Below are 23,604 nucleotides of genomic sequence, written 5' to 3' on the forward strand. Positions count from 1 at the left end.
CCCGACGGACCCCGTTTCACCTGCAGATTTGCTTTCGGGGTGCCGGGGTGCGTATGGTGGCAGATCGTTTGATCCTATTTGCCCGGCGCCACTGCAGAGCGCGCCGTGTGGCGCGTACTCTCCCTTACCGTGGTGGACCGCATCGAGGCGGTCGTTATTGCGAATCGCGAATCACGGAGTTGACGGGCGCGTGCCGAAGAGACTCCGGAAGGTTTCGCATTCGTATGCCCATCGCCAGTACTGATCACGTCGTCGTGCCCGAGAACACCCAGGACACCGACATCGACGTCACCACCGAAGTGGCGGCGCCCGAGATCACCTTCGCCGACCTCGGTCTCCCCGAGGGTGTCGTGCGCAAGCTCGCGCAGAACGGCGTGACCACCCCCTTCCCGATCCAGGCCGCGACCATCCCGGACGCCCTGGCCGGCAAGGACATCCTCGGCCGGGGCCGCACCGGCTCCGGCAAGACCCTCTCCTTCGGACTGCCGACCCTGGCCACGCTGGCCGGCGGCCGCACCGAGAAGCACAAGCCGCGCGCCGTCATCCTGACGCCGACGCGTGAACTGGCCATGCAGGTCGCCGACGCGCTCCAGCCGTACGGGGACGTCATGGGCCTGAAGATGAAGGTCGTCTGCGGCGGCACCTCGATGGGCAACCAGATCTACGCCCTCGAGCGCGGCGTCGACATCCTCGTCGCCACCCCCGGCCGCCTCCGCGACATCATCAACCGCGGCGCCTGCTCCCTGGAGAACGTGCAGATCACCGTTCTCGACGAGGCCGACCAGATGTCCGACCTGGGCTTCCTGCCCGAGGTCACCGAGCTCCTCGACCAGGTCCCGGCGGGCGGCCAGCGGATGCTGTTCTCCGCGACCATGGAGAACGAGATCAAGACCCTCGTCGACCGCTACCTGAACTCCCCGGCGACCCACGAGGTGGACGCGGCGCAGGGCGCGGTGACGACCATGTCGCACCACATCCTCGTCGTGAAGCCCAAGGACAAGGCGCCGGTCACCGCGGCCATCGCCTCCCGCAAGGGCCGCACCATCATCTTCGTCCGCACCCAGCTGGGCGCCGACCGCGTCGCCGAGCAGCTGCGGGACGCCGGGGTGAAGGCCGACGCGCTGCACGGCGGCATGACGCAGGGCGCCCGCACGCGGACGCTGGCGGACTTCAAGGACGGTTACGTCAACGTCCTGGTCGCCACCGACGTCGCCGCGCGCGGTATCCACGTCGACGGCATCGACCTGGTCCTGAACGTGGACCCGGCAGGCGATCACAAGGACTACCTGCACCGCGCGGGCCGCACGGCGCGTGCCGGCCGCACCGGCACCGTCGTCTCCCTGTCCCTGCCGCACCAGCGGCGCCAGATCTTCCGGCTGATGGAGGACGCGGGCGTCGACGCCACGCGCCACATCATCCAGGGCGGCGCGGCCTTCGACCCGGAGGTCGCCGAGATCACCGGTGCCCGGTCGATGACCGAGGTGCAGGCCGAGTCGGCGGGTAACGCGGCGCAGCAGGCCGAGCGTGAGGTCGCCCAGCTCACCAAGGAGCTGGAGCGGGCGCAGCGCCGCGCGTCGGAGCTGCGCGACGAGGCCGACCGGCTGGTGGCCCGGGTCGCGCGGGAGCGCGGCGAGGACCCCGCGGCGGCGGTGGCCGAGGCGGCCGCCGTGGCGTCGGTCGAGGCCGAGGCGTCTCTGCCGGAGCAGCCGACCGCCCGGGACGTCGAGCGGACCGAGCGCGTCGAGCGCACGGAGGCTCCGGCGCCGTACGAGCGGCGCGAGCGCCGTGACGACCGGGGCGACCGTGGCGGTTTCCGTCGCGACGACCGGGGTGAGCGTGGCGGTCGTTCGTTCGAGCGTCGTGACGACCGCGGTGGTTTCAACCGCGATCGTGACCGTGACCGCGGTGGCTTCCGCCGTGACGACCGGGGTGAGCGTGGTGGTCGTTCGTTCGAGCGTCGTGACGACCGCGGTGGTTTCAACCGCGATCGTGACCGTGACCGCGGCGGCTTCCGTCGCGACGACCGTGACGACCGCGGTGGCTTCCGCCGTGACGACCGGGGCGACCGGGGCGACCGTGGCGGTTTCCGTCGCGACGACCGGGGTGAGCGTGGCGGTCGTTCGTTCGAGCGTCGTGACGACCGGGGCGGCTTCAACCGCGATCGTGACCGTGACCGCGGCGGCTTCCGCCGTGACGACCGGAGCGGCCACCGCGGCAGCGACCGGCCGTTCAACCGCGACCGCCAGGGCGACCGCCCGGGCTTCCGCTCCGGCGGCCACGACCGCCCGTACGGCCGTCGTGACGACCACCGCGGCGGGGGCTCCTTCGGCCGCCGCGAGGACAAGCCGCGCTGGAAGCGCAACGGCTGACGCTGTCTCACCGAGCTGACCGGAAGGGCCCGCACGACACCCGTCGCGCGGGCCCTTCCGCGTGCCCCTCGGGACACGGCCCGACCCGCCTCCCCGATACCCGATCGGAGACTCGGCCACGTCCGGCTATGCTCGGGGAGGCAACATCGCCAGGGGCCCTTAGCTCAATTGGCAGAGCAGTGGACTTTTAATCCATTGGTTGTGGGTTCGAGTCCCACAGGGCCTACCGGTGGCGGGGGAGAGGGACACCCTCTGACCCGCTGTGCAGCGCCTGATGCGGCTTCGGCCGGGTCGGGCGCTGCTTCGTTTCGTGAGTGAGCTCTTCCGGCGGGACCCGTCCCGTAGGTTCTGCCTTTGGATCGGACGGGCCGGCGACGCCGCCCGGACGTGGGTCGGTCCCAGGAGGAGGGCAAGCCATGGGGTACAGGGAGCGACGGGTCGAGATGATCGCCGGCCGGGTGGCGCCGTATCTGGAGCCCGGGGAGCAGATCCAGACGGGGTTCATGACGGTGACCGGTTCGGGGATCATCACCGCGCCGGCGGAGACGATCGTGGTCACCGACCGCGCGATCCTCGTCGTGGGCCGGGACGGGGCGCAGCGCCTCCCGCGCGAGGTCCGGTTCGGCAAGCCGTCCGGGATCTACCACAAGTTCGAACTCGACCGTACGTACAAGGTGCACCGCCAGTGGTTCAAGGAGGTCGTCGCGGCCGACGAGGCGCTGGGGGCCCCGCGGACCGACGACGGCCCGGCGGCCGGGGAGCACTGAGCCCGCCCGGCCGCGCCGTGTCAGCAGCGCCGGGGGCGGCGGGGCCGCGAGCGGCGCTCCGGGTCGAGGAGCTGCACGGCGATCCCGGAGAGGACCAGCCCCGCCGCGATGAGCAGTCCGTCGGGGACGATCACCCCCGCGATCAGCATCGCCACCCCGATGACCAGCGCCCACCAGGCGCCCGTGCGCCGGTACTCGCGCGGGCGGGTCGGCTGTCCGGCGGACAGCGAACGGACGAAACGGGGATCCTCGTGCTCGAGTCGGGCCGCGAGGCCGACGAGGCGGTCGTCGCTGGACGGGGGCACGGCTCCTCCTTCCGAGGGATGGCCGCACGGCGCCATGCCGACGGCCGCGTTCCGGAACACCGGACGTGTGAAGGGGATCCGTCGGCCTGTCGCGAACTCGGGCCGGTACAAGGGAGCTTGCCCGTGCGCCGACATGGTCACCCGTCCGGTACGGAGACTCCAGGGTCTCCCGTCGGCGCCGGCCGGGGCCATCGGTCGCACTCCCCATCCTCACGGGCGACGGTGCCCATACGGGCCGCCGCCGCACGGGGGTGCCTGCGCGAAAATGGGGGTTGTCACCGATGGCGCGCAGCCTGCTCAGGGCACAGGCTGGATGGTGACGGCCCGCGCCGCGCCCCCGGTCCGCGAGCCCGTCCTGGCTCCCGCCGCACCGGGAGCCTCCCCCGTCGGAGCGGTCATGGCGAGGAGGCGGTACGGGGTGCCTCTGTTCTGGCGGATCTTCATGCTGAACGCCGTCGTGCTCGTCGTCGCCACGGCCCTTCTGCTGGGACCCGTCACCGTCTCCACCCCTGTGCTGCTCACCGAGGCCGCGGTGCTCACCGTGGGCCTGGCCGCCATGCTGGTCGCCAACGCGCTGCTGCTCCGCTTCGGGCTGGCGCCGCTGCAGCGCCTGACCCGTGCCATGACCACCGCCGACCTGCTCCGCCCGGGGCACCGTCCCGAGGTCGGCGGGCGCGGTGAGATCGCCGAGCTGATCACCACGTTCAACACCATGCTCGACCGGCTCGAGGACGAGCGCGCCACGAGCAGCGCCCGCGCCCTGTCGGCGCAGGAGGGGGAGCGCCGCCGTATCGCCCAGGAGCTGCACGACGAGGTCGGCCAGTCCCTGACCGCCGTACTGCTCCAGCTCAAGCGGGCCGCCGACCACGCCCCGCCGGAGCTGGGCGACGAACTGCGCCAGGTCCAGGAGACCACCCGCGCGAGTCTGGAGGAGATCCGGCGGATCGCCCGCCGACTGCGCCCCGGCGTACTGGACGAGCTGGGCCTGGCCAGCGCCCTCAAGGCCCTCGCCACCGAGTTCGGCGGCTCCGGTCTGAGCGTCCAGCACAGCCTCGCAGGGGACCTGCCCGCGCTGGACCGGGAGACCGAGCTGGTCATCTACCGGGTCGCCCAGGAAGGCCTCACCAACATCGTCCGCCACTCCCGAGCACGCCGGGCGGAGCTCGCCCTGTCCCGTACGCCCGACGGTGTCCTGCTGCGCGTCCGTGACGACGGCCGGGGCATCGTCGGCGCGGCGGAGGGCGCCGGAATCCGCGGCATGCGGGAACGCGCCCTGCTCGTCGGCGCCGGCCTGGCCGTGGAGCCCGGACCCGGCGGTGGCACCGAGGTGCGTCTGGCCGTGCCCGTCCCCGCCCGCTTCCCCGCGCACGCCCTCATCCCCGTCGGAGGGCCGTCGATGCCCGCGCACGCTCCTCCGCCTCCGTGACCGACGCACCCGACCGGAAACGCTGAACATGACCGAGCAGGCCCCCACCCGCATTCTTCTCGCCGACGACCATGTACTGGTCCGCCGGGGGGTTCGCCTCATCCTGAACGGCGAACCGGATCTGACCGTCGTGGCCGAGGCCGCCGACGGCGTCGAAGCCCTCGAACAGGCCCGTGAGCACCGCCCCGACCTGGCCATCCTCGACATCGGCATGCCCCGTCTGACCGGTCTCCAGGCGGCCCGTGAGCTCTCCCGCACCTCGCCGGAGACACGGATCCTCATCCTGACCATGTACGACAACGAGCAGTTCTTCTTCGAGGCGCTCGCCGCCGGTGCCTCGGGCTACGTCCTGAAGTCCGTCGCCGACCAGGACCTCGTCGAGGCCTGCCACGCCACCATGCGCGGCGAGCCGTTCCTCTACCCGGGAGCCGTCAACGCCCTCATCCACAACTACCTGGATCTCGCGCGGGAGGGCCGGACCCTGCCGGCCAAGGCCATCACCGACCGCGAGGAGCAGATCCTCAAGCTCGTCGCCGAGGGGCACACCTCGCAGCAGATCGCCAGTCTTCTGGTGATCAGCCCTAAGACGGTGGAGCGACACCGCGCCAACCTGCTGGCCAAGCTCGGTCTGAAGGACCGCCTGGAGCTCACCCGGTACGCCATCCGCGTCGGCCTGATCGAACCCTGAACCGTCGTCCGGGCCGGCCGGGGGCGCGGGCGGCGCACCGCCGGGCGGGTTGTCAGACTTGACCCGGGCCGCGCAGCGGTCCCGCCAGCCGCCGATCCCTCCCGGAGTGCGCCGATGCCCCGTCCGTACGTCCTGCTGTCCGCCGCCGTCTCCCTCGACGGCTACCTGGACGACACCGGTCCCGAGCGGCTGCTGCTGTCCGGCCCGGCCGACTTCGACCGGGTCGACGAGGTGCGGGCATCCGTGGACGCCATCCTGGTCGGCGCCGGCACGATCCGCGCCGACAACCCCCGGCTGCTGGTCAACTCGCCCGAGCGCCGCGCCGCCCGTCTCGCCGAGGGCAGGCCCGAGTATCCGCTCAAGGTGACCGTGAGCGGGTCCGGGGAGCTGGACCCGGCGGCGCAGTTCTGGCACACCGGTGGCGAGAAGGTCCTCTACACCACCGACAAGGGCGCCGAGCGCGCCCGCGCCCTCGGCCTCGCCGCCGATGTGGTCCCGCTCGGCCCGGAGCTCGACTGGCGACGCCTGCTGGAGCATCTGGGCGCCGTGCGCGGGGTGCGGCGGCTGATGGTGGAGGGCGGCGGCCGTGTCCACACCCAGCTGCTCACCGAGGGCCTCGCCGACGAGCTCCAGCTGGTCCTCGCCCCGCTGTTCGTCGGTGACGCGGACGCCCCCCGTCTGTTCGGGCCCGGCTCCTACCAGGGCGGCCGGCTGCGGCTGGTGGAGACCCGCCCGATAGGCGATGTGGTCCTGATGCGCTACGAGCCCACGGCGCCCGGCACCGGCGCGCTGCCCGTCGCCGCCGACCACCACTGGCTGGCCCTCGCCTGCGAGCTGGCCGCGCAGTGTCCGCCCTCGGAGACGGCGTTCAGTGTGGGCGCGGTGGTGGTGGCCGCGGACGGCACGGAGCTGGCGCGGGGCCACTCCCGGGAGGGCGGTGACCCGGTGGTGCACGCGGAGGAGGCCGCGCTCGCCAAGACCGATCCCACGGACCCCCGGCTCGCCGGTGCCACCGTGTACTCGAGCCTGGAGCCGTGCGCCCGGCGCGCGTCGCGGCCGGCGCCCTGCGCGGGGCTGATCCTGGACGCGGGGGTACGGCGGGTGGTCACGGCCTGGCGGGAGCCGGACACGTTCGTGGCCGGTGCCGACGGCAGCGCGGTACTGGCGGACGGGGGCGCCACCGTGGTCGTCCTGCCGGAGTTCGAGGACCGTGCGAAGGCGCCGAACGGCCACTTGACCGGCCGCTGAGACGGGGCCGCGGGTAATGGGTGTGCGGCATGTCCCGCGGATGGCGTACACTGGTCTCAACGACGCGGGGTGGAGCAGCTCGGTAGCTCGCTGGGCTCATAACCCAGAGGTCGCAGGTTCAAATCCTGTCCCCGCTACTGAAGGCCGAGGGCCGGAATCCGACAAGGGTTCCGGCCCTCGGTGTTTCCCGTCGTCTCCCTCTCCATCACTCAAGGTGAGCGAACCGTCCCGCAGCGCATAACAACTGACACACCGTCAGTAGCCGTCCCGCGGCTGAGTTGAGGTCAACTCGCCCGTTTTTGCCCGCTCGTGGCAGGTAAGTCCACGCGAAATTCGTTAACGATCAAGAGGAACGGCTTGGAATCCGGCCCTCGCGTCTATTAACGTTCGATAACGCAGCGCGGTCGTCCCAGCCGTCACAGAAGTCGGCTCCGTGCGCACGCGCCGAATCCCGCAAGGGAACCGGGGAACCACCACCATGGGGTGAATCGTGTGGATGCAGCCGTGGCAACACGGCTCGTATACGCGCGTAGGAGACCTTCCTGCTCCGAACCCGTCAGCTAACCCGGTAGGCGAGAAGGAAGGAAAGGAGCGCGCCCACGTGGCGTCCAACCCGCCTGCCCCCGAGGCCCCGTTCAAGCCGAGCGACACCTTCGTCTACGGCGGTGTCCGCACCGACGAGGGCCCCTTCGAGGAGTGGAACCCCACCGCGGAGTCCATTCGCCCGGTACGTGGCCGGCACCGCGTCTCCAAGCAGCGCGGGGGAGGGCTCGCCCGCAGCTCCACCGTTCTCGGCGTCGGCGTCATAGCGGCGGTCGGCGCCGGCGGTATGGCCAGCGCCCAGACCGGCAAGCCGCCGGTCTCCATCTCCATGCCCGACCTCCCCAATGTGGGTTCCCTCATCTCCGACGAGGAAACGCCCGAGGGTTCGGCCACCCCCCTCAGCAGCCTCGGCATGACCACCGCCGAAGCCGAGCAGGGCACCGAGGGCGCCGGCGAGGCGCTGCGCACCCGGATCATGGCCCAGGTCGAGCAGCAGCAGAGCCAGGCCGAGACCAAGGCCGCCGCCGAGGCCGTCGCCGCCGCCGAGAAGCAGGCCGCCGAGGCCGCCGCCAAGGCGGAGAAGGAGGCCAAGGCCAAGGCCGAGGCCGCCAAGAAGAAGGCGGAGGAGGAGGCCGCGAAGAAGGCCGAGGCCGAGCGTCTCGCCCAGCTGGCCAAGCAGTACACGCTGCCGACCTCGTCGTACACCATCTCCTCCACGTTCGGCCAGGCCGGCGCCTACTGGTCCTCCGGCCAGCACACCGGCCTCGACTTCGCCGCCCCCACGGGCACGCTGATCAAGGCGGTCCACACCGGCACGATCACCTCCGCCGGCTGGGACGGCTCCTACGGCTACAAGACCGTGCTGACCCTCGAGGACGGCACCGAGATCTGGTACGCCCACCAGTCCTCCATCAGCGTCAGCGTCGGCCAGAAGGTCAACACCGGCGATGTGATCGGCCGCGTCGGCTCCACCGGCAACTCCACCGGTGCCCACCTCCACCTCGAGGTCCACGCCGGCGGCTCCTCCTCCGGCATCGACCCGATGGCGTGGCTGCAGAGCAAGGGCCTCACCCCCTGATCTCCGCCACCCCCTGAACCCTGCCGCTCCTGAACCCCGGCAGTCCCGACGACGACCCCCCGACGTCAGGGCTGCCGGTCAGGTGTTTCCGGGGCCCTTCGCCCTTCGTTCGGATCCGTCAGAAGCGGTGGGCGTCGGAGCCGTAGGCGGGATAGGGATGCCCGTAGGGCGGGCTTCCGTGCGCGGGATGCCCGTACGGCGGATGCCCGTACGCCCCGTGCACCGGCCACGGAGCGGGAGCGACCGGAACCGGCGGTGCGGTGAGACGGGCCGCGTGGTCCAGGGCCGGACGCGCCGCACCCCGCCGGTGCCACAGCTCCAGCAGCAGCTCCCGTTCCCGGGTGACGAAGTCCGCCCCGGCCCGCCCCAGCCGGCCGCGGTGCCGCAGGAACGCCAGCGAGGTGGCGTACGCCTCGTACTGCGCGACCGCCCGCGCCGCCGGCTTCCCGCCGTACCGGCGCGCGTACTGCCGGGCGAGGCGCCGCGCCCGCATCGAGCCCAGGGCGAACGGCTCCGCCGGGGTGAGCCAGCCGGCCACCGCGTACGCGGGCAGCTCCGTCCGGACGGTCCGCAGCTCACGCTGCCGCGTCCACACCACCAGCCAGGTCAGCAGCCCGAACGCCGGCACCATGAACGCCGCATACACCGCGATGAAACCGTACTGGCCCAGGGTGGTCGAGCCGTTCCACAGGGCGTGCATGCCCATCGCGAGGAGCAGACCGCACCACGGGAGCAGCGCGCGCCGGACCCGCTGCCGGTCCGTGGACAGCGCGGCGATGCCGAAGCCGATCCCGGTGAGCACGGTGAACAGGGGGTGCGCGAACGGTGACATGACGATCCGCACGAAGAAGGTCGCCGCGGTGACCGAGGCCATGCCGCTGTCGCCGGTGAGCTGGTCGGTGCCGAAGGCGGTGCCGAGATAGAGGATGTTCTCGGTGAAGGCGAAGCCGGTGGCGGTGACCCCGGCTATCACCACGCCGTCGAGAATCCCGGTGAAGTCGCGTCTGCGGAACAGGAAGACCAGGAGGACGGCCGCGGCCTTCGCGGACTCCTCCACGACCGGGGCTATGACGGTCGCCCCCAGCGTGTCGGCGCCGGTCGGGTCGGCGGTCGCCGTCGCTATCCACTGCGTGGCGAAACTGTTCGCCACGATCGCTATCAGTGCCGCCGCACACGCACCCCAGGCGAAGGAGAACAGCAGGTTCCGCCAGGGGCCCGGCTCCACCCGGTCCAGCCAGCGGAAGGCGGCCATGAGCAGCGGCACGGGGAGGACGGCGAGACCCAGTCCGACCAGGAATCCCTGGGTTCCCGTCTGCTCGCGGACCAGGGCGAGGATCACCAGACCGGACAGTGTGAGCAGGGTGGTCAGTGCGCCGTACCGCACCCAGGGCCGCTGCCACCAGTGTGCGGGCCCCAGCGTTCCGCCGGAGGCTTCGCCGGGGTGCGTCGGGTACGGAGGGCTGGTGGCCACGGGATCGACCCTAACGAGGGAGGGGCAGGACTGCGTGCGGGCTCGGGTCCGGCCTCGGGACTACTCCTGAGCCTGGTGCCCGGTCCGCTCCTCGTGCGGTACGCGGCGGAAGAGCAAGTCGTTCACGACATGACCCTTGTCCAGTCCCTGGCCCTCGAAACGGGTGCGCGGACGGAACTCGGGACGTGACGCGAAACCGCCGTCCGCCTGCGTGTTCTCGAAGGCGGGGTGCGCGGTGAGCACCTCGAGCATCTGCTCCGCGTAGGGCTCCCAGTCGGTGGCGCAGTGCACGACCGCCCCCGGCTGCAGCCGGGTCGCGGCGAGGGTGAGGAACTCCGGCTGGATCAGCCGGCGCTTGTGGTGCCGCTTCTTGGGCCACGGGTCGGGGAAGTAGACGCGCAGCCCGTCCAGGGAGTCCGGGGCCAGCATCTCGCGCAGCAGGATGATCGCGTCGCCGTTGCCGACCCGGACGTTGGTCAGCCCCTGCTGGTCGGCGAGGTTCAGGAGATTGCCCTGGCCGGGGGTGTGGACGTCCACGGCGAGGATGTTGGTGGCCGGATCGGCGGCGGCCATCGCCGCGGTGGCCTCGCCCATGCCGAAGCCGATCTCCAGGACGACCGGATTGCCGTTGCCGAAGAACGCGGCGAGGTCCAGCGGGCCGCTGCCGTCGATGTCGAAACCCCACCGGGGCCACAGCCGCTGCAGGGCGTCCGCCTGTCCGGCGGTGACACGGCTGCGGCGCGGCTGGAAACTGCGGATCCGCCGCTCGAAATGCGACCCGGCCGGGTCGGCCTTCGGCCCGTCCGGGAACCGCGGCTCGCCCTTGGCCCGGGTACGGCGGATCGACACACCGGGCGTGGGTGCGGAGTGCGGTGCTTCGGGGGTGCTCACGGAGTCAGACACAGTGCTTCGATTTTACGGGGGCGCGGCGGGCGGACGTCGTGCTCTCACCGCCCGTCCGGCGTGAGCTGCGCCATCGCCCGCCGCGCGATCTCCCGTCCGATCGGCAGGGACGCCGTCGCCGCGGGAGAGGGCGCGTTCAGCACGTGCACCGCGTGGGGGGCCTCCTGGATGAGGAAGTCGTCGGCGAGGGTGCCGTCCCGCAGGACCGCCTGCGCTCTCACCCCGGCCGCCGTCGGCACGAGGTCGTCCTCCCGCACGGCGGGCAGCAGCCGGCGCACCGCCCGGGCGAAGGCCGCTTTGGACAGCGACCGGTGCAGTTCCCCGGTGCCGTACCGCCAGTGGCGGCGGGCCAGCTGCCAGGAGCCCGGCCAGGAGAGGGTCGCCCCCAGCTCGCGCGGGCGCACCGTGCGCCAGTCGTATCCCTCGCGGGCGAGCGCCGGTACCGCGTTGGGGCCGACGTGGACACCGCCGTCGACGCCCCGGGTGAGGTGGACACCGAGAAAGGGGAACGCCGGGTCGGGGACCGGGTAGACCAGGCCGCGCACCAGCTCCGGTCTGGCCAGCTCGTAGTACTCGCCGCGGAACGGCACGATCCGGGCACCGGGCTCGTCACCGGTGCGCCGTGCGATCTCGTCGCAGTGCAGACCAGCGCAGTTCACCAGCACCCGGCCGCGGACGATGTCGCCGCCGGCTGTCAGGACGGCGACTCCCCGGCCGGGACGGCGGTCGACGCGGACGACCCGTGCCCCGTAGCGGATCTCCGCGCCGGACGTCTCCGCGAGCCGGCGGGCGACCGCGGCGAAGTCGCAGATGCCGGTGGTGCCGACGTGGAGGGCGGCCAGGCCGTCGGCCTCCGGCTCGTACTCCGCGATCTGCGCGCCGCACAGTTCGCGCACCGCGATGCCGTTCTCCCTGCCGCGCTGGGCCAGGGCGTGCAGGCGGGGGAGCTCTTCGCGGGCCGTGGCGACGATCAGCTTGCCCGTCACGGCGTGCGGGATGTCGTACTCGGCGCAGAACTTGACCATCTCCGCGGCGCCCTGCACCGCGTAGCGCGCCTTCAGCGAGCCGGGGCGGTAGTAGATGCCGCTGTGGATGACGCCGCTGTTGCGGCCCGTCTGGTGCCGGGCCGGGCCCGGCTCCTTCTCCAGCACCGTCACCCGCGTGCCCGGGGCCGCGCGGCCGATCGCGTACGCCGTCGACAGGCCGACGATCCCGCCGCCGACCACCAGCACGTCACAGTCGTACGAGCGCGCCACCACCTGCGTCACCTGCACCACCTCCCGCATCCGATAGTGCACTGCGCCACTGACAACAGCGCACTGCCTGCGCCTGACAACGGCCGCACCTCCGGTGGGGTCAGGCCGTCGTCATCAGCAGCGGGCGGGCGCGTTCGCGCAGTTCCACCACGCGGGGTTCGTCGCCGTACGGCTCGAGACGGTGCAGCAGGTCCTTGACGTACTCGGTGGTGCGGGCGGACGAGATCCGGCCTGCCACCTCCACCGCGCGGACGCCCTGCTCACAGGCCGCGTCCAGGTTGCCCGACTCCAGTTCGGCGACCGCCGAGACGACGAGACGCAGTCCGTGCGAGCGCACGAACTCCTCCGTCGGCCTGGACAGCGCCTGCTCGGTGAAGCGGCGGACCTGGCGGGGTGCCTTCAGATCGCGGTAGCACTCCGCCGCGTCGGCGGCGAAGCGGTCGTAGGAGTAGAAGCCGAGCCAGGTCGGGTCGCTGTCGCCGGGGCGGGAGCGCTCCAGCCAGCTCTCCGCCGACTTCAGGGCCGCCCCGGCGGCCTGCGCGTCCCCCGCGCGCGCGTGTGCGCGCGCCTCGACGAGCCGGAAGAAGCTCAGGGTGCGGGCGGTGGCCAGTCCCCGGTTGCGCTCCAGCGCGGCCTGGGCGAGGTCCACGCCCTCGTCGCCGAAGCCACGGTAGGTCGCCTGGAGGGACATCGATGCGAGTACGTAGCCGCCCAGGGGGACGTCGGCCGCCGCGCGGGCCAGGCGCAGCGCCTGGATGTAGTACCGCTGGGCCGCCTCCTGCTGGCCGGTGTCGAAGGCCATCCAGCCGGCCAGACGGGTCAGTTCGGCCGCGGCGCCGAAGAGCGAGCGGCCGACGTCGTCGGAGTAGGAGCCGAGCAGCAGCGGAGCCGCCTCGACCCTGAGACATTCGGGGACCATCGACGAACGCCAGTCGCCGCCGCCGTACTTGGAGTCCCAGCGCCGGGCGTCCTCGGCGGCCTCCCGCAGCTTCTGCACATCGCTGTGGCCGACTTTGAGCGGTGCGCCGGAGCCGTCGGCGGGGCTCACCTCCCGCGCGACCGAGCTGTCGGCCGGGGTTATCAGCCAACGCGAGGCGGGCGTTGCGTATGCGCTCACTGCGAACGAACCGGCGAGAGACTGCCAGATGCCGCCGGAGCCGGCTCTGCGGCCCGCGAGGTCCAGCCGGTACAGCTCCGTCGCGGAGCGCACCGCCTGTCCCACGTCACGGGGGAAGGCGAGGCCCACCTCGGGTGCGGGATCCGCGTCCGCCAGGCCGATCTCGTGGAGCGGCACCGGACGGCCCAGCTTCTGGCCGATGGCGGCGGCGATCAGGTGCGGAGCCGCACCCTGCGGCACCATGCCCTTCGACACCCAGCGCGCCACCGACGTCTTGTCGTAGCGAAGTGTCAGTCCTCGCTGTGCGCCAAGGTCGTTGACGCGCCGCGCGAGGCCTGCGTTGGAGATTCCCGCGAGGGCGAGAACGGCGCCGAGCTTTTCGTTCGGCCCGCGTTGCTCCCTGGACATGCGCCACCCCTCGACACAGACGGCTGCCGCGCTGGCATAACCACGCGGCATTCGTAAACCCAGCGTAGTTCGCCGCATCCCAAGCGTTAAGGGGCATTCTTCCGGATGGCGGGATTGTGGTCCGTACTGAAGTACGGGTCCGATACGCGCAGTTGCGGCGTGCTCCCGTTGTGTGGCCGTGCGCCCGTGCGTGCGCTCTTCTCCGGCCATCTCGGGAGCGGTTCCATGGTTCCTGCGTGGGTCGGCCCGCTGTACTGGATCCAGTGGGCTGGGGGACACCGCCGCCTTCATCCCCGCGGGCGGCGGAACGGTCCGGGAGGCGTGCTCCGTCTCCCGGACTGCGCGACCGCCCAGCGGTGCGCAGAGCATGCACGGAGCGTGTTCGAGTCTGGCCTCACCGCTCCGATTTGGCCGAAAAACGATCCCACTCCTTTGGGTGTATCAGCGCTTCTACCCTGCTAGTTGACGGCGCGTTGGGAGTTTTGGGGGCGCGCTCCGGGGGCGCATTCGCGTCGCAGCGGTGTGGCGCGTTGCGTGGTGACGGCGCCGCACTCTCCTTGCGTCGGGCAGCTGTTCGGGTCGGGGTGCGGCGGCGCGCGAGGGTGGGTGTATCCGCCGGGGCGCATTCGACGGAGCACATACGGCTCCGGCACCCTTCCTGAGCGCCTCCTTCGTGGCAGCATGGGGAACCGGTTCGTACGGTGCACTGGTTGTCCACAGCCTGTGGAGGCGGCGATGCGGTGGTTGGTGGGATGGAGCAGCACCGCCGCGGGAGCCATGGGGTTCGGCCCCACCGGCTCCGCCGGCGCCACCGGAACCGACGGGGAGACCGTCCACCCGGTGGGATCCCAGCTGCTGTGGGGCGACCCCGACCCGCTGTGGGCGGTCGGCGACTGGCGCCCCGACGAGGTCCGGGTGGTCAAGGCCGACGATCAGACCCGAATCGCCGTCCTCGGCACCTGCGGGGCCTCCGACGAGCAGCTGCGCGTCGCGCTGTTCGCCGCGCGGGGCGGGGCGCTGCGGCACCTGACCGCCTGGGCGGGGAGCTACACGGCCGTGGTCCAGGTGGGGCGCCGGGTCACCGTCTGCGGCGATCTCGCCGGAGCCCGGCCGGTCTTCCACACCCCCTGGGCGGGCGGGACGGCCTACGCCACCGCCGCGCTGCCGCTCGCCGACCTCATCGAGGCCAACCTCGACTTCGGGCACCTCGCGGCGCTGCTCGCCGCGCCCGACGTACCCGCCGCACTGCACGACTCCACGCCGTACGACGGCGTGAAGCGCATCCCGCCGGGGCATGCGCTGATCCTCCGCGCGGGGGCGCGCGAGATCGCCGGGTACGAACCCGTCGCCTCGCTCGCCGTCGCCGCGCCGACCGCCGATCCCGACCGGGCCGTGGACGCCGTGCGCGACGCACTGGTCGAGGCCGTACGGACCCGGCTCGCCGCTCCTCGGCACGTTCCGGGCGCCGACATCGATCCCGGGCCCGTGCCGGGGATGGGGCCCGCCGAGCGGCGCGCGGCCCGGGGGACTCCGGTGCCGGGGATCGGGGCGGATCTGTCCGGCGGGCCGGCGTCCGGGGCGCTGGCGCTGCTGGCGGCGGGGCTGCCGGGGATGCCGGGGACCGTGCTGGGGCACGGCACGGGGGCCGGGGAGCGGCTGCTCGCCGTCACCTTCAACGATCTCGCGGTGGGCGGGGCCGCAGGGGGGCGCGACGAGGGCGAGTTGGAGCGGGCGGGGGCGCTGGCCGCCAATCCGCGGCTGCACCATGTGGTCGTGGCCGGTGAGGAGTCGACGCTTCCGTACGTCGAGCTCGACGGGCCGCTGACGGACGAGCCCGGGCCCTCCCTGGTGACCGCGGCGCGGCACCGGGCGCGGCTGGCGGCGGGGAGCGCGGACCACTTCACGGGGTACGGGGCGAAGCAGGTGCTGGACGCGCACCCTGCGCGGCTCGCCGATCTGCTGATGGACCGCAAACGGCGACACCTCGTGCGGCCGGTCGCCGCGCTGGCGAAGGCCGACGGGTCCGTGATGGTGCCGGCGCGGGTGTATGCGGCGGCGCGGCGGCTCGCGCGCACGCCGTACCGGGCGGGTCTCGAGAGCCTCGCGGAGCGGCTGCTGCACCGGCGGCTGGACGACGACGGGCCGGGCGCGGCGGATGCCTCGCTGGCCGCGCTGACCTGGGGGAGACCCGGGCCGGCGGCGCGGTGGCTGACCGGTGAGGCGCTGGCTGAAGTATCGGTTCGCCTCCAGGCGTCGACGCGGCGGTCGGACGTGGGGCCGGGGCAACGGCCGGGGGACTTCCGGGCGCGGGCGGCGCTGGCTCGGCACGCGGCGGATCTGCGGGTGCTGGAGCAGGCGGCGGAGATCCGCTCCCAGCGGTTGCATGCGCCGTTCCTCGACAACCAGGTGGTGCGGGCGTGCCGGGCGCTGCCGGAGGCGCTGCGGGTGCAGCCGGGGGCGCGGGCGTCGATCCTGCGGTCGGTGCTGGAGGGGGCGGGGGTGCGGGAGCTGCCGGCGGGGTGGGGGGCGCCGGGCGCGGCGACCTCGGCGGCCGCGGCGCGGACGGGGTTGCGGGTGGCGGCGGGTTCGCTGATGTCGCTGTTCGACACGCCGTTGCTGGCGGAGGCGGGGCTGGTCGAGGCGCGGGTGGTGCGGAAGGCGCTGCGGGGGGCTGCGGAGGGTGAGCCGCTGCCGTTGGACGGGCTTGCGGATCTGGTCGCCCTGGAGGTGTGGCTGCGGCGGTTGCTGGCTCGCCGGGGGACCTGCTGGACGGGCACGCCTGCGCGGCAGCGGGCGGTGCCGGGGGGTATCGCCCCTCAGCGGGGCGCGTTGGGCGCGGGGGCGGCGGGCACGCGCTGACACCTCCGGTGGGGGTGCGCGTAGCGCCCACGGTGGGTGGGTGGTGCGGGGCCGGGCCGGGGGTGTCCGTCCTCGGACTGGCGCGATGGGGTTTTCTGGTGGGGGTGCGGGGTGCTGACGCGCCAGCCACTGCGGGCGGACACCCCCGTCCCGTCCCCTCCTCGCCGTCGGCGGCATACCTGCGCCCACCATGGTCCGCGCTGCGCGTCGTACGCGGCTGCGGCCTGCCGCCGTTCCGCGGCCACCGCCGCGATCCGCGGGCAGTCGTGCCTCCCCCAGTGCCTTAAGGGCCTGGGAGGCACCCCGTCGGCGCCGGGCTGCGCAGACACCCCCGGCCCACACCCACGCGGGCAGTTCTCAGGCGCCGGGTTCGTCCAGAGGCCCCGGCCCACGCCAGCGCAGCGCTCCTGCGAGGACGCGGCTGCGCAACTCACCCCCGGCCGGCATCCCGGGTTGCCGAACCGACGTTCACGCCGGGCGTGAGCGCAGACCCTCCAGCAGGATGTCCAGCAACCGCGCCGACGCCGCCGCCTGCTGCGCCGCATCCGGCAAGGACGGTGCCGCCGTGGCTATCACCAGCAGCACGTCCGACACGGACACGTCCGGCCGCAGCTCCCCCGCCGCACGGGCCCGCTCCACCAGCTGCCCCACGACATCCAGCAGCTGCGCGGCCCCCGCGTCGTCCTCCGCCGCCGCGCTCACCGGCTGCTCCGGCACCAGCCGCAGCTCACCCGTCGTCTGCGTCCGCTGCTGCGGAAGCCGCGCGTGCTCCGGCAGACCGCGCTCCTCGGCGACACCCACCCGCAGCACCTGCGGCGGCAGCAGCCGGCCCGCTCCGGAGGCGACCGAGGTGCGCAGGAAGCGGGACAGCGCCGACCACGGCTCGTCCTCCTGGCCCAGCGCCGCGCGTGCCTGCTCGGTCAGCCGGGAGGTCTCCTCCTCGGCGATCCGCCGGACCAGGACGTCCTTGCTCGGGAAGCGCCGGTACACCGTGCCCACACCGACCCGTGCCCGGCGTGCCACGTCCTCCATCGGCGCTCCGTAGCCCAGCTCGCCGAACACCTCACGCGCCGCGCGCAGCACGTGCTCCAGATTGCGCTGGGCGTCCACGCGCAGCGGCGTCGTGCGCGCGCCGTCCGCGCGCGTGCTGCCCGCGGGTGCGCTCAGCGTGCCGCCGGCCGCGACAGTGGAAGACCAATGAGAGTCCTGAACATGCATATGTATTCCCCCGGTAATGACGTCTCCCCCCGGAGACTTCTCCCCGCCATTGATGCCCGGGGTGTGGAACCGGCTCTGGTGGTCGGTTCCGCCCGTCACGGATCCGGTGAGCTCGTCTCCTGCACCCCGTCGACACACGAACATAGTTGAGAGGGGGTCAATTCAGAAGGGGCAGGTTCCGCACGGAGCGCCCCTCGATCGGAGCACGAGTCGTATACGTCCTGAATGTACCCCGGGGTGAATGCGGTTCCATGCCGGTTGACCTGCGCGTATGTGGGTGATGTCGGAGAATCGGCCAACCCCGGGGACGGGGACGTCCGGTCACACAATTCGTCGAGGCTGTGGACAAACGCAAGCGGCGGGTGCGTCATGGGATGGTGAAGGAACGTGCGCGCATTCTCGTTGTCGGCGGCGGCTACGTCGGGATGTACACGGCCCTGCGTCTCCAGCGGAAGCTGAAACGGGAACTCGGGCGGGGCGAGGCCGAGATCACGGTCGTCACCCCGGACCCGTACATGACGTACCAGCCCTTTCTGCCCGAAGCGGCCGCCGGTGCGATTTCTCCTCGCCATGTCGTCGTACCGCTGCGTCGTGTTCTCGACCGGTGCCGCATCATCATCGGCGAGGCCACCGGAATCGACCACGCGAAGCGCACCGCCACCATCAGCACCCTCGCCACCGAGGAGGAGGGGACGGGAGGGCGGCAGCTCGTCTACGACGAGCTGGTGCTCGCCCCCGGTTCCGTGGCGCGCACGCTGCCCGTTCCGGGGCTCGCGGAACACGCCGTCGGCTTCAAGACCGTCGAAGAGGCCATCGGCCTGCGCAACCACGTGCTGGAGCAGATGGACATCGCCTCCTCCACGCGTGACCCCGGCCTTCGGGACGCCGCCCTGACGTTCGTCTTCGTGGGCGGCGGTTACGCGGGGGTCGAGGCGCTCGGTGAGCTGGAGGACATGGCCCGCTACGCCGCGCGGTACTACCACAACATCCGGCCCGAGGACATGAAGTGGATCCTCGTCGAGGCGTCCGGGCGGATCCTGCCCGAGGTCGGGGAGGAGATGGGGCGGTACACCGTCACCGAACTGCGCCGGCGCAACATCGACGTCCGCCTCGAGACGCGACTGGAGTCCTGTGCCGACCGCGTCGCCGTCCTCAGCGACGGGTCACGCTTTCCCACGCGCACGGTCGTGTGGACCGCCGGCGTCAAGCCGCATCCCGTCCTCGCCGCCACCGATCTGCCACTGAACGGGCGAGGGCGGCTGAAGTGCACCGCCGAGCTGGCCGTGGACGGGGCCGCGCACGCGTGGGCCGCCGGGGACGCCGCCGCCGTTCCCGACGTCACCGCGCGGGAGGCGGGGCGGGAGTGCGCTCCCAACGCGCAGCACGCGCTCCGCCAGGCGCGGGTCCTCGGGGACAACGTCGTCCACTCCCTGCGGGGCGAACCCCTGGAGACGTACGCCCACAAGTACGCCGGTTCCGTCGCCTCCCTGGGACTGCACAAGGGCGTCGCCCAGGTGTACGGGCGCAAGCTCAAGGGCTACCCCGCCTGGCTCATGCACCGGACCTACCACCTCAGCCGGGTCCCGACCTTCAACCGGAAGGCACGGGTGGCTGCCGAGTGGACCCTCGCTGGGCTCTTCAAACGGGAGATCGTCTCCCTGGGATCACTCGAACACCCCCGGGCGGAGTTCGAACTGGCGGCCGGTGGAAAGCCTTCTCAAGACCCCCCGCGCAACTCGAAGGGGTCGTCCTGACCGGACGCAGGAACTCCAGCGGCAGGCCCGGCGTCTGACGGATGTCGGCCCGGTCGGCACCCTGCCAGACTGGTCCACCACCGTGGGCGGGCCACCGCTCACCCCGGTGCGGCCCCCGGGGCCCCGGCCGGTCCCGGTTTCCGGCCGCCGACAACTACACGAGGCAAGGATTCGTGAACTTCACGCGCTGGAGCGCCCGGCTCCCCGGAACGCAGCGCCGCGCCGCAGCGCGGACCGAGCAGACGGTCTCCCCGGACCGGCGGGGAGAGGGCTCCGTGCCCGCGGCCCGCGCCGAACAACTCACCGATGACGCCCGGACCGTGCCCGCCGTCGACGAGCTCGGAGTGCGCGAGGTCCTGGACCGCGTCCCCTCCCTCGTCGCCCTGGTCCACGGCCCCGACCACCGCATCGCCTACGTCAACGACGCCTACACGGCGGCCTTCGGCATCCGTCCGCTCGGCGCCCCCGCGCGCGGAGCACTCCCCGAACTCGACGAACTCGGCCTGCTGCCCCTGCTCGACCAGGTCCTGCGCAGTGGCAAGCCCCGCACGGTGAAGTCCCGCAAGGCCCCCGACGGCCGCTCCTACACCTTCACCTGCACCCCGGTCGCCGAGGGCGACGGCAGGGGGGTGCTCATCTTCGCCACCGACGTCACCGACCACGCCGAGGCCGCCGAACGCCTGCGCGCCAGCGAGCGCCGGCAGCGCGAGACCGCCGTCACCCTCCAGCGCTCCCTCCTGCCGCAGGAGCTCGAGGAGCCCGACGACCTGCGCATCGCCGCCACCTACCACCCCGGCGGCACCGAGGCCGCCGTCGGCGGCGACTGGTACGACGTGATCACCCTGGGCGGCGGCCGCACCGCCCTGGTCATCGGCGACGTCATGGGCCGAGGGGTGCGGGCGGCGGCGGTCATGGGACAGCTCCGTACGGCCGTACGGGCCTACGCGCGGCTCGACCTCCCGCCGCACGAAGTCCTCCAACTGCTCGACGGCCTCGCCATGGAGATCGACGCCAACCAGATCGCCACCTGCACCTACGCCATCCACGATCCCAACGAGGGCCGCCTGGTGTACGCCTCCGCCGGCCACCTGCCCATCCTGGTCCGCGACGAGAACGGCACCGTCCGGCGCGCCGACGAACCGACCGGCCCTCCGCTCGGCACCGGCGGCTGGATGCACGCGTCCGGCTCGGTCCCCCTCGGCCCCGGCTCCACCGCCGTCCTCTACACGGACGGCCTGGTCGAACGGCGGAACGAGGACCTGGACGAGGGCATCGCCGCCCTGGAGCGTGCCCTGGCCGGAGCCACCGGCAGCCCCCAGGTCGTCTGCGACCGGCTGGTCCGCTCGGCCGGTGTGACGCCGGATCACGACGACGACGTCGCCGTCCTGGTCCTCCAGCATCCCGCCCGGGGCGGAGCCGAGGGCGAGCTCTTCCGCAACGCCGCGCTGGAACTGCTCGGCGGAGTCGAAGCGGCGCCACGCGCGCGTGCCTTCGCCTCGGGCGTGCTGACCAGCTGGCGCTTCCCCGCCGAACTGCACGACCTGGGAGTGCTGGCGACCAGCGAACTCGTCGCCAACTCCCTGCAGCACGGCACGCCTCCCATGCGCCTGCGGCTGCGCCGCACCGACCGCCGGCTGATCATCGAGGTCACCGACGGCGACGACCACCTGCCGAGGCGCCGCCGCGCGGAACCCGGGGACGAGTCCGGCCGGGGCATCGCGATCGTCGCCACGATCGCCTCCGGCTGGGGCAGCAGACGCACCCCGGGCGGCGGCAAGGCCGTCTGGTGCGAGTTCCTGCTGCCGAAGCCGTCGAAGGCGCAGAGGGCGCTCGGCTCCGGCTCGTAGGACGTCACTGTGGCGCGCGGACTCAGGCGTGGGCCGGAGCCTGCCCCGCCGCGGCGCCGCCCTGTGCCACCACGCGGCTGCGTGCCGCCGAGGGGTGGTTCTGCACGTCCGTGAGCTGCCTGCCCAGCCGCACGGCCAGCACGGTGATGCCGAGCGAGAACAGCAGGAAGACCACGATGTACGGCGCGTGCAGCGAGGCACCCAGCGGACCGCCCACCGCCGGCCCCACGGCCAGCGCGAGCTGCTTCACCAGAGCGAAGGCGGAGTTGTACTGTCCGGCCATTCCGGTCGGCGAGAGATCGGCCACCAGGGGCGCGAGCGTCGGCGACAGCATCGCCTCCCCGAGCCCGAACAACGCGTACGTCGAGACGAACGCGGCGGTCGCCATCGTCTGGCTCCCGTTCCCCAGCCCCGCGTATCCGGCCACGGCCCACGCCACGGCCCAGATCAGACCCACGGACGCGATCACGCGCGACCGCTTGCGCCGCTCCACGAACCGCAGCACCGCGAACTGCGCCACCACGATCACCAGCGTGTTCGCGGCGAGCGCCGTCCCCAGCGCGGAGGTCGAGATGCCGGCGGCCTCGACGCCGTACGCGGCCAGCCCGGACTCGAACTGTCCGTAGCAGGCGAAGAACAGCACGAAGCCCAGCACACAGAGCTGCACCATGGCCCGGTTGCCCAGCAGCTGCTTCCAGCCCGCCTTGGCCGACTGCTGCGGTGCGTCCGTGATGCGCGGCGAGTGCGGCATCCGCACGGTCGCCATCACCACGACCAGCAGCAGGAAGATCGCCGCCTCGAGGGAGAACAGGAGAGTGAAGGAGCCGGCTTTCGTCGGGTCCACGAGATGACCGCCGATGAGTCCGCCGACGCCGAGCCCGAGGTTCTGCAGGAAGAACTGCATGGCGAACGCCCGGGACCGGGTCTCCGTGGTGGAACAGTCCACGATCATCGTCGCGAGCGCCGGCTGCATCACGGCCTGCCCGGCACCGAGCGCCGACGCCGACAGCAGCACCGCCGTCGCACCGTTCGACAGCCCCAGGCTCAGCGCGCCGACCGCGGCCGTGACGAGGGCGGCGAGCAGCACCGGCAGCGGACCCCGCCGGACGATCGCCCGCCCGGCGAAGGGAAGCACGATCAGCGCGGCCACGGCGAAGACGGCGAGCACGAGACCCGCCGTCATGGCCCCCAGCCCTCGCACCTGCGCCACATAGACGTACAGATACGGAACCGTGAAGCCCAGCCCGAAAGCGCTGAGTGCGTTACCCACGTGGATCCGGCGCATCGCTGCGCCCCTCGCCCTGGTCACGTTCACCTCTCTCACTAGTTAGACGTGAAGACTTAGAAGCTAAAGTTCGAGGCTAAAGAGTACACAGAGAAGGACTTCAAGGCAAAGAAGAGTCATGCCATACTGCGGGCATGGGCGACACCTCCGGCCTCGGCGAGCCGACACTCGAAGAGCAGATCGCCGCGTACCAGCGCGAGTTCCAGGACCTCGACCCCCAGGTCGAGAAGATCGTCAACGCGCTGTCACGGCTGAACCGCCGGATGAACGTCGCCTACGGCCGTCAGACCGCCGAGCTCGGCATCAGCAACGCCGACTGGGAGGTTCTCAAGGCCCTCGTCCTCTCCGGCGCCCCGTATCGCATGGGTCCCAGTGACCTCGCCAAGCGGCTGGGCCTCACTCCGGCCGCCATGACCCACCGGATCGACCGCATGGTCGCCGAGGGGCTGGTCACCAGAGAAAGGGACGAGACCAACCGGGTCCGCGTGATCGTTGAGCTCACCCCGGCCGGCCGGGAGAAGTGGCAGGAGGCCATGCGCCTGGCCACCGTCTTCGAGGGGGACCTCCTTCAAGATCTCGACCCGGACGAGAGGGCGACCCTCGGCGAGATCCTCACCCGGCTGCTGCGCCGGGTGGAGGACGCCCAGCCGGACGCCGGTGGACGCCTCACTGACCTGGACTGAAAGATCTTGAAGAACTTCGCCGGGGGCGGTTGACAGTCGTCTTGCCGATCCGTAGAGTTCTTCGGGTTGCCACGGGGCCGTAACGGTTCTGCGGCAGCACCTCCCGCCGCGAATGCGGCACTCAAAACCCCAGCACGACCTCCCAGTGGGAACGATTTCGGCATGCCCGAATTCGATTTCACAGCCCCGATTTGGGAAACACGGAGAGAGCCGCTAAGGTTTGAGACGTCGGAACGGCCCAACGGCCGGGAAGGCAAACCCCGCTGACTGGGGGTCAGGTCGAGAAAAGGATCTGATAGAGTCGGAAACACCGAAGGGAAGCGCCCGGAGGAAAGCCCGAGAGGGTGAGTACGAAGGAAGCGTCCGTTCCTTGAGAACT

At 72.2% G+C, this 23,604-nt stretch carries 17 protein-coding genes, 2 tRNA genes and 1 riboswitch; of the genes, 12 read left to right on the plus strand and 7 right to left on the minus strand.

What is annotated here, in order from left to right; translation table 11 throughout:
- The first annotated feature begins 224 nt into the window (after positions 1–224).
- The 3 genes from ACZ44S_RS21770 (at position 225) to ACZ44S_RS21780 (ending at position 3,136) form a co-directional block, all read left to right on the plus strand.
- Complete coding sequence (locus tag ACZ44S_RS21770; RefSeq protein ID WP_466931459.1) at positions 225–2,369, plus strand: DEAD/DEAH box helicase; 2,145 nt, start codon at positions 225–227, stop codon at positions 2,367–2,369.
- Positions 2,370–2,522: 153 nt separating this feature from the next.
- Positions 2,523–2,595 (plus strand) — tRNA-Lys (locus ACZ44S_RS21775).
- 190 nt (positions 2,596–2,785) lie between these two features.
- The gene (locus tag ACZ44S_RS21780) at positions 2,786–3,136 is read left to right on the plus strand and encodes a hypothetical protein (protein ID WP_466931460.1); all 351 of its coding nucleotides are present in this window, start codon (positions 2,786–2,788) and stop codon (positions 3,134–3,136) included.
- A gap of 20 nt (positions 3,137–3,156) precedes the next feature.
- Here ACZ44S_RS21780 and ACZ44S_RS21785 read toward each other — a convergent pair whose 3' ends face one another.
- Positions 3,157–3,441 (minus strand): DUF3040 domain-containing protein, encoded by a 285-nt coding sequence (locus ACZ44S_RS21785; RefSeq protein ID WP_466931462.1) that lies wholly within the window; start codon positions 3,439–3,441, stop codon positions 3,157–3,159.
- A 418-nt stretch (positions 3,442–3,859) separates the two neighbouring features.
- On the opposite strand from ACZ44S_RS21785, the gene ACZ44S_RS21790 reads away from it, so the two are divergent.
- The 5 genes from ACZ44S_RS21790 to ACZ44S_RS21810 all read left to right on the plus strand — a co-directional run bounded on the left by ACZ44S_RS21790 (position 3,860) and on the right by ACZ44S_RS21810 (position 8,424).
- Entirely contained in the window at positions 3,860–4,867 is a 1,008-nt protein-coding gene (locus ACZ44S_RS21790) for a HAMP domain-containing sensor histidine kinase (protein WP_466931464.1), read from the plus strand.
- A gap of 28 nt (positions 4,868–4,895) precedes the next feature.
- The gene (locus ACZ44S_RS21795; RefSeq protein WP_466931465.1) at positions 4,896–5,555 is read left to right on the plus strand and encodes a response regulator; all 660 of its coding nucleotides are present in this window, start codon (positions 4,896–4,898) and stop codon (positions 5,553–5,555) included.
- 114 nt (positions 5,556–5,669) lie between these two features.
- Positions 5,670–6,803: a dihydrofolate reductase family protein gene (locus ACZ44S_RS21800; RefSeq protein ID WP_466931467.1), complete on the plus strand. Its 1,134-nt coding sequence runs from the start codon at positions 5,670–5,672 to the stop codon at positions 6,801–6,803.
- Positions 6,804–6,866: 63 nt separating this feature from the next.
- Positions 6,867–6,940 (plus strand) — tRNA-Met (locus ACZ44S_RS21805).
- Positions 6,941–7,235: 295 nt separating this feature from the next.
- Positions 7,236–7,393, plus strand: a riboswitch (cyclic di-AMP (ydaO/yuaA leader).
- Between the two features lie 11 nt (positions 7,394–7,404).
- Positions 7,405–8,424, plus strand: a complete 1,020-nt coding sequence (locus ACZ44S_RS21810; protein WP_190167231.1) for a M23 family metallopeptidase — start codon at positions 7,405–7,407, stop codon at positions 8,422–8,424.
- Positions 8,425–8,542: 118 nt separating this feature from the next.
- On the opposite strand, the gene ACZ44S_RS21815 is transcribed toward ACZ44S_RS21810, so the two are convergent.
- From ACZ44S_RS21815 to ACZ44S_RS21830, 4 genes are all read right to left on the minus strand, one after another.
- Entirely contained in the window at positions 8,543–9,895 is a 1,353-nt protein-coding gene (locus ACZ44S_RS21815) for a PrsW family intramembrane metalloprotease (protein WP_466931469.1), read from the minus strand.
- A gap of 60 nt (positions 9,896–9,955) precedes the next feature.
- Positions 9,956–10,798: a tRNA (guanosine(46)-N7)-methyltransferase TrmB gene (gene trmB, locus ACZ44S_RS21820; protein WP_466931471.1), complete on the minus strand. Its 843-nt coding sequence runs from the start codon at positions 10,796–10,798 to the stop codon at positions 9,956–9,958.
- Positions 10,799–10,842: 44 nt separating this feature from the next.
- Positions 10,843–12,084, minus strand: a complete 1,242-nt coding sequence (lhgO, locus tag ACZ44S_RS21825; protein WP_466931472.1) for an L-2-hydroxyglutarate oxidase — start codon at positions 12,082–12,084, stop codon at positions 10,843–10,845.
- 70 nt (positions 12,085–12,154) lie between these two features.
- Positions 12,155–13,579 carry an MFS transporter gene (locus ACZ44S_RS21830; protein WP_466931474.1) on the minus strand — a complete coding sequence of 475 codons (1,425 nt, stop codon included), beginning with the start codon at positions 13,577–13,579 and terminating at the stop codon, positions 12,155–12,157.
- Between the two features lie 735 nt (positions 13,580–14,314).
- Here ACZ44S_RS21830 and ACZ44S_RS21835 point away from each other — a divergent pair.
- Positions 14,315–16,438 (plus strand): asparagine synthase-related protein, encoded by a 2,124-nt coding sequence (locus ACZ44S_RS21835; protein ID WP_466931476.1) that lies wholly within the window; start codon positions 14,315–14,317, stop codon positions 16,436–16,438.
- Positions 16,439–16,906: 468 nt separating this feature from the next.
- On the opposite strand, the gene ACZ44S_RS21840 is transcribed toward ACZ44S_RS21835, so the two are convergent.
- A complete protein-coding gene (locus ACZ44S_RS21840; protein WP_466931478.1) occupies positions 16,907–17,656 on the minus strand; it encodes a TetR/AcrR family transcriptional regulator in 750 nt (249 codons plus the stop codon).
- A gap of 374 nt (positions 17,657–18,030) precedes the next feature.
- On the opposite strand from ACZ44S_RS21840, the gene ACZ44S_RS21845 reads away from it, so the two are divergent.
- Positions 18,031–19,410: an NAD(P)/FAD-dependent oxidoreductase gene (locus ACZ44S_RS21845; RefSeq protein WP_466931480.1), complete on the plus strand. Its 1,380-nt coding sequence runs from the start codon at positions 18,031–18,033 to the stop codon at positions 19,408–19,410.
- Positions 19,411–19,583: 173 nt separating this feature from the next.
- Entirely contained in the window at positions 19,584–21,257 is a 1,674-nt protein-coding gene (locus tag ACZ44S_RS21850) for an ATP-binding SpoIIE family protein phosphatase (protein WP_466931481.1), read from the plus strand.
- 22 nt (positions 21,258–21,279) lie between these two features.
- On the opposite strand, the gene ACZ44S_RS21855 is transcribed toward ACZ44S_RS21850, so the two are convergent.
- Positions 21,280–22,542 carry an MFS transporter gene (locus tag ACZ44S_RS21855; RefSeq protein WP_466931483.1) on the minus strand — a complete coding sequence of 421 codons (1,263 nt, stop codon included), beginning with the start codon at positions 22,540–22,542 and terminating at the stop codon, positions 21,280–21,282.
- A 134-nt stretch (positions 22,543–22,676) separates the two neighbouring features.
- On the opposite strand from ACZ44S_RS21855, the gene ACZ44S_RS21860 reads away from it, so the two are divergent.
- Positions 22,677–23,225, plus strand: a complete 549-nt coding sequence (locus tag ACZ44S_RS21860) for a MarR family winged helix-turn-helix transcriptional regulator (protein ID WP_466931485.1) — start codon at positions 22,677–22,679, stop codon at positions 23,223–23,225.
- The last annotated feature ends 379 nt before the right edge of the window (positions 23,226–23,604 follow it).

The sequence above is a fragment of the Streptomyces malachitofuscus genome (genome assembly GCF_055571035.1).

Bases quoted from the DNA above. Each gene is read 5' to 3' on its own strand.
- ACZ44S_RS21770 (WP_466931459.1), top strand. From the start codon at position 225: ATGCCCATCGCCAGTACTGATCACGTCGTCGTGCCCGAGAACACCCAG.
- ACZ44S_RS21780 (WP_466931460.1), top strand. From the start codon at position 2,786: ATGGGGTACAGGGAGCGACGGGTCGAGATGATCGCCGGCCGGGTGGCG.
- ACZ44S_RS21795 (WP_466931465.1), top strand. From the start codon at position 4,896: ATGACCGAGCAGGCCCCCACCCGCATTCTTCTCGCCGACGACCATGTA.
- ACZ44S_RS21800 (WP_466931467.1), top strand. From the start codon at position 5,670: ATGCCCCGTCCGTACGTCCTGCTGTCCGCCGCCGTCTCCCTCGACGGC.
- lhgO (WP_466931472.1), bottom strand. From the start codon at position 12,084: ATGCGGGAGGTGGTGCAGGTGACGCAGGTGGTGGCGCGCTCGTACGAC.
- ACZ44S_RS21830 (WP_466931474.1), bottom strand. From the start codon at position 13,579: ATGTCCAGGGAGCAACGCGGGCCGAACGAAAAGCTCGGCGCCGTTCTC.
- ACZ44S_RS21835 (WP_466931476.1), top strand. From the start codon at position 14,315: ATGCGGTGGTTGGTGGGATGGAGCAGCACCGCCGCGGGAGCCATGGGG.
- ACZ44S_RS21840 (WP_466931478.1), bottom strand. From the start codon at position 17,656: ATGCATGTTCAGGACTCTCATTGGTCTTCCACTGTCGCGGCCGGCGGC.
- ACZ44S_RS21845 (WP_466931480.1), top strand. From the start codon at position 18,031: ATGGTGAAGGAACGTGCGCGCATTCTCGTTGTCGGCGGCGGCTACGTC.
- ACZ44S_RS21855 (WP_466931483.1), bottom strand. From the start codon at position 22,542: ATGCGCCGGATCCACGTGGGTAACGCACTCAGCGCTTTCGGGCTGGGC.
- ACZ44S_RS21860 (WP_466931485.1), top strand. From the start codon at position 22,677: ATGGGCGACACCTCCGGCCTCGGCGAGCCGACACTCGAAGAGCAGATC.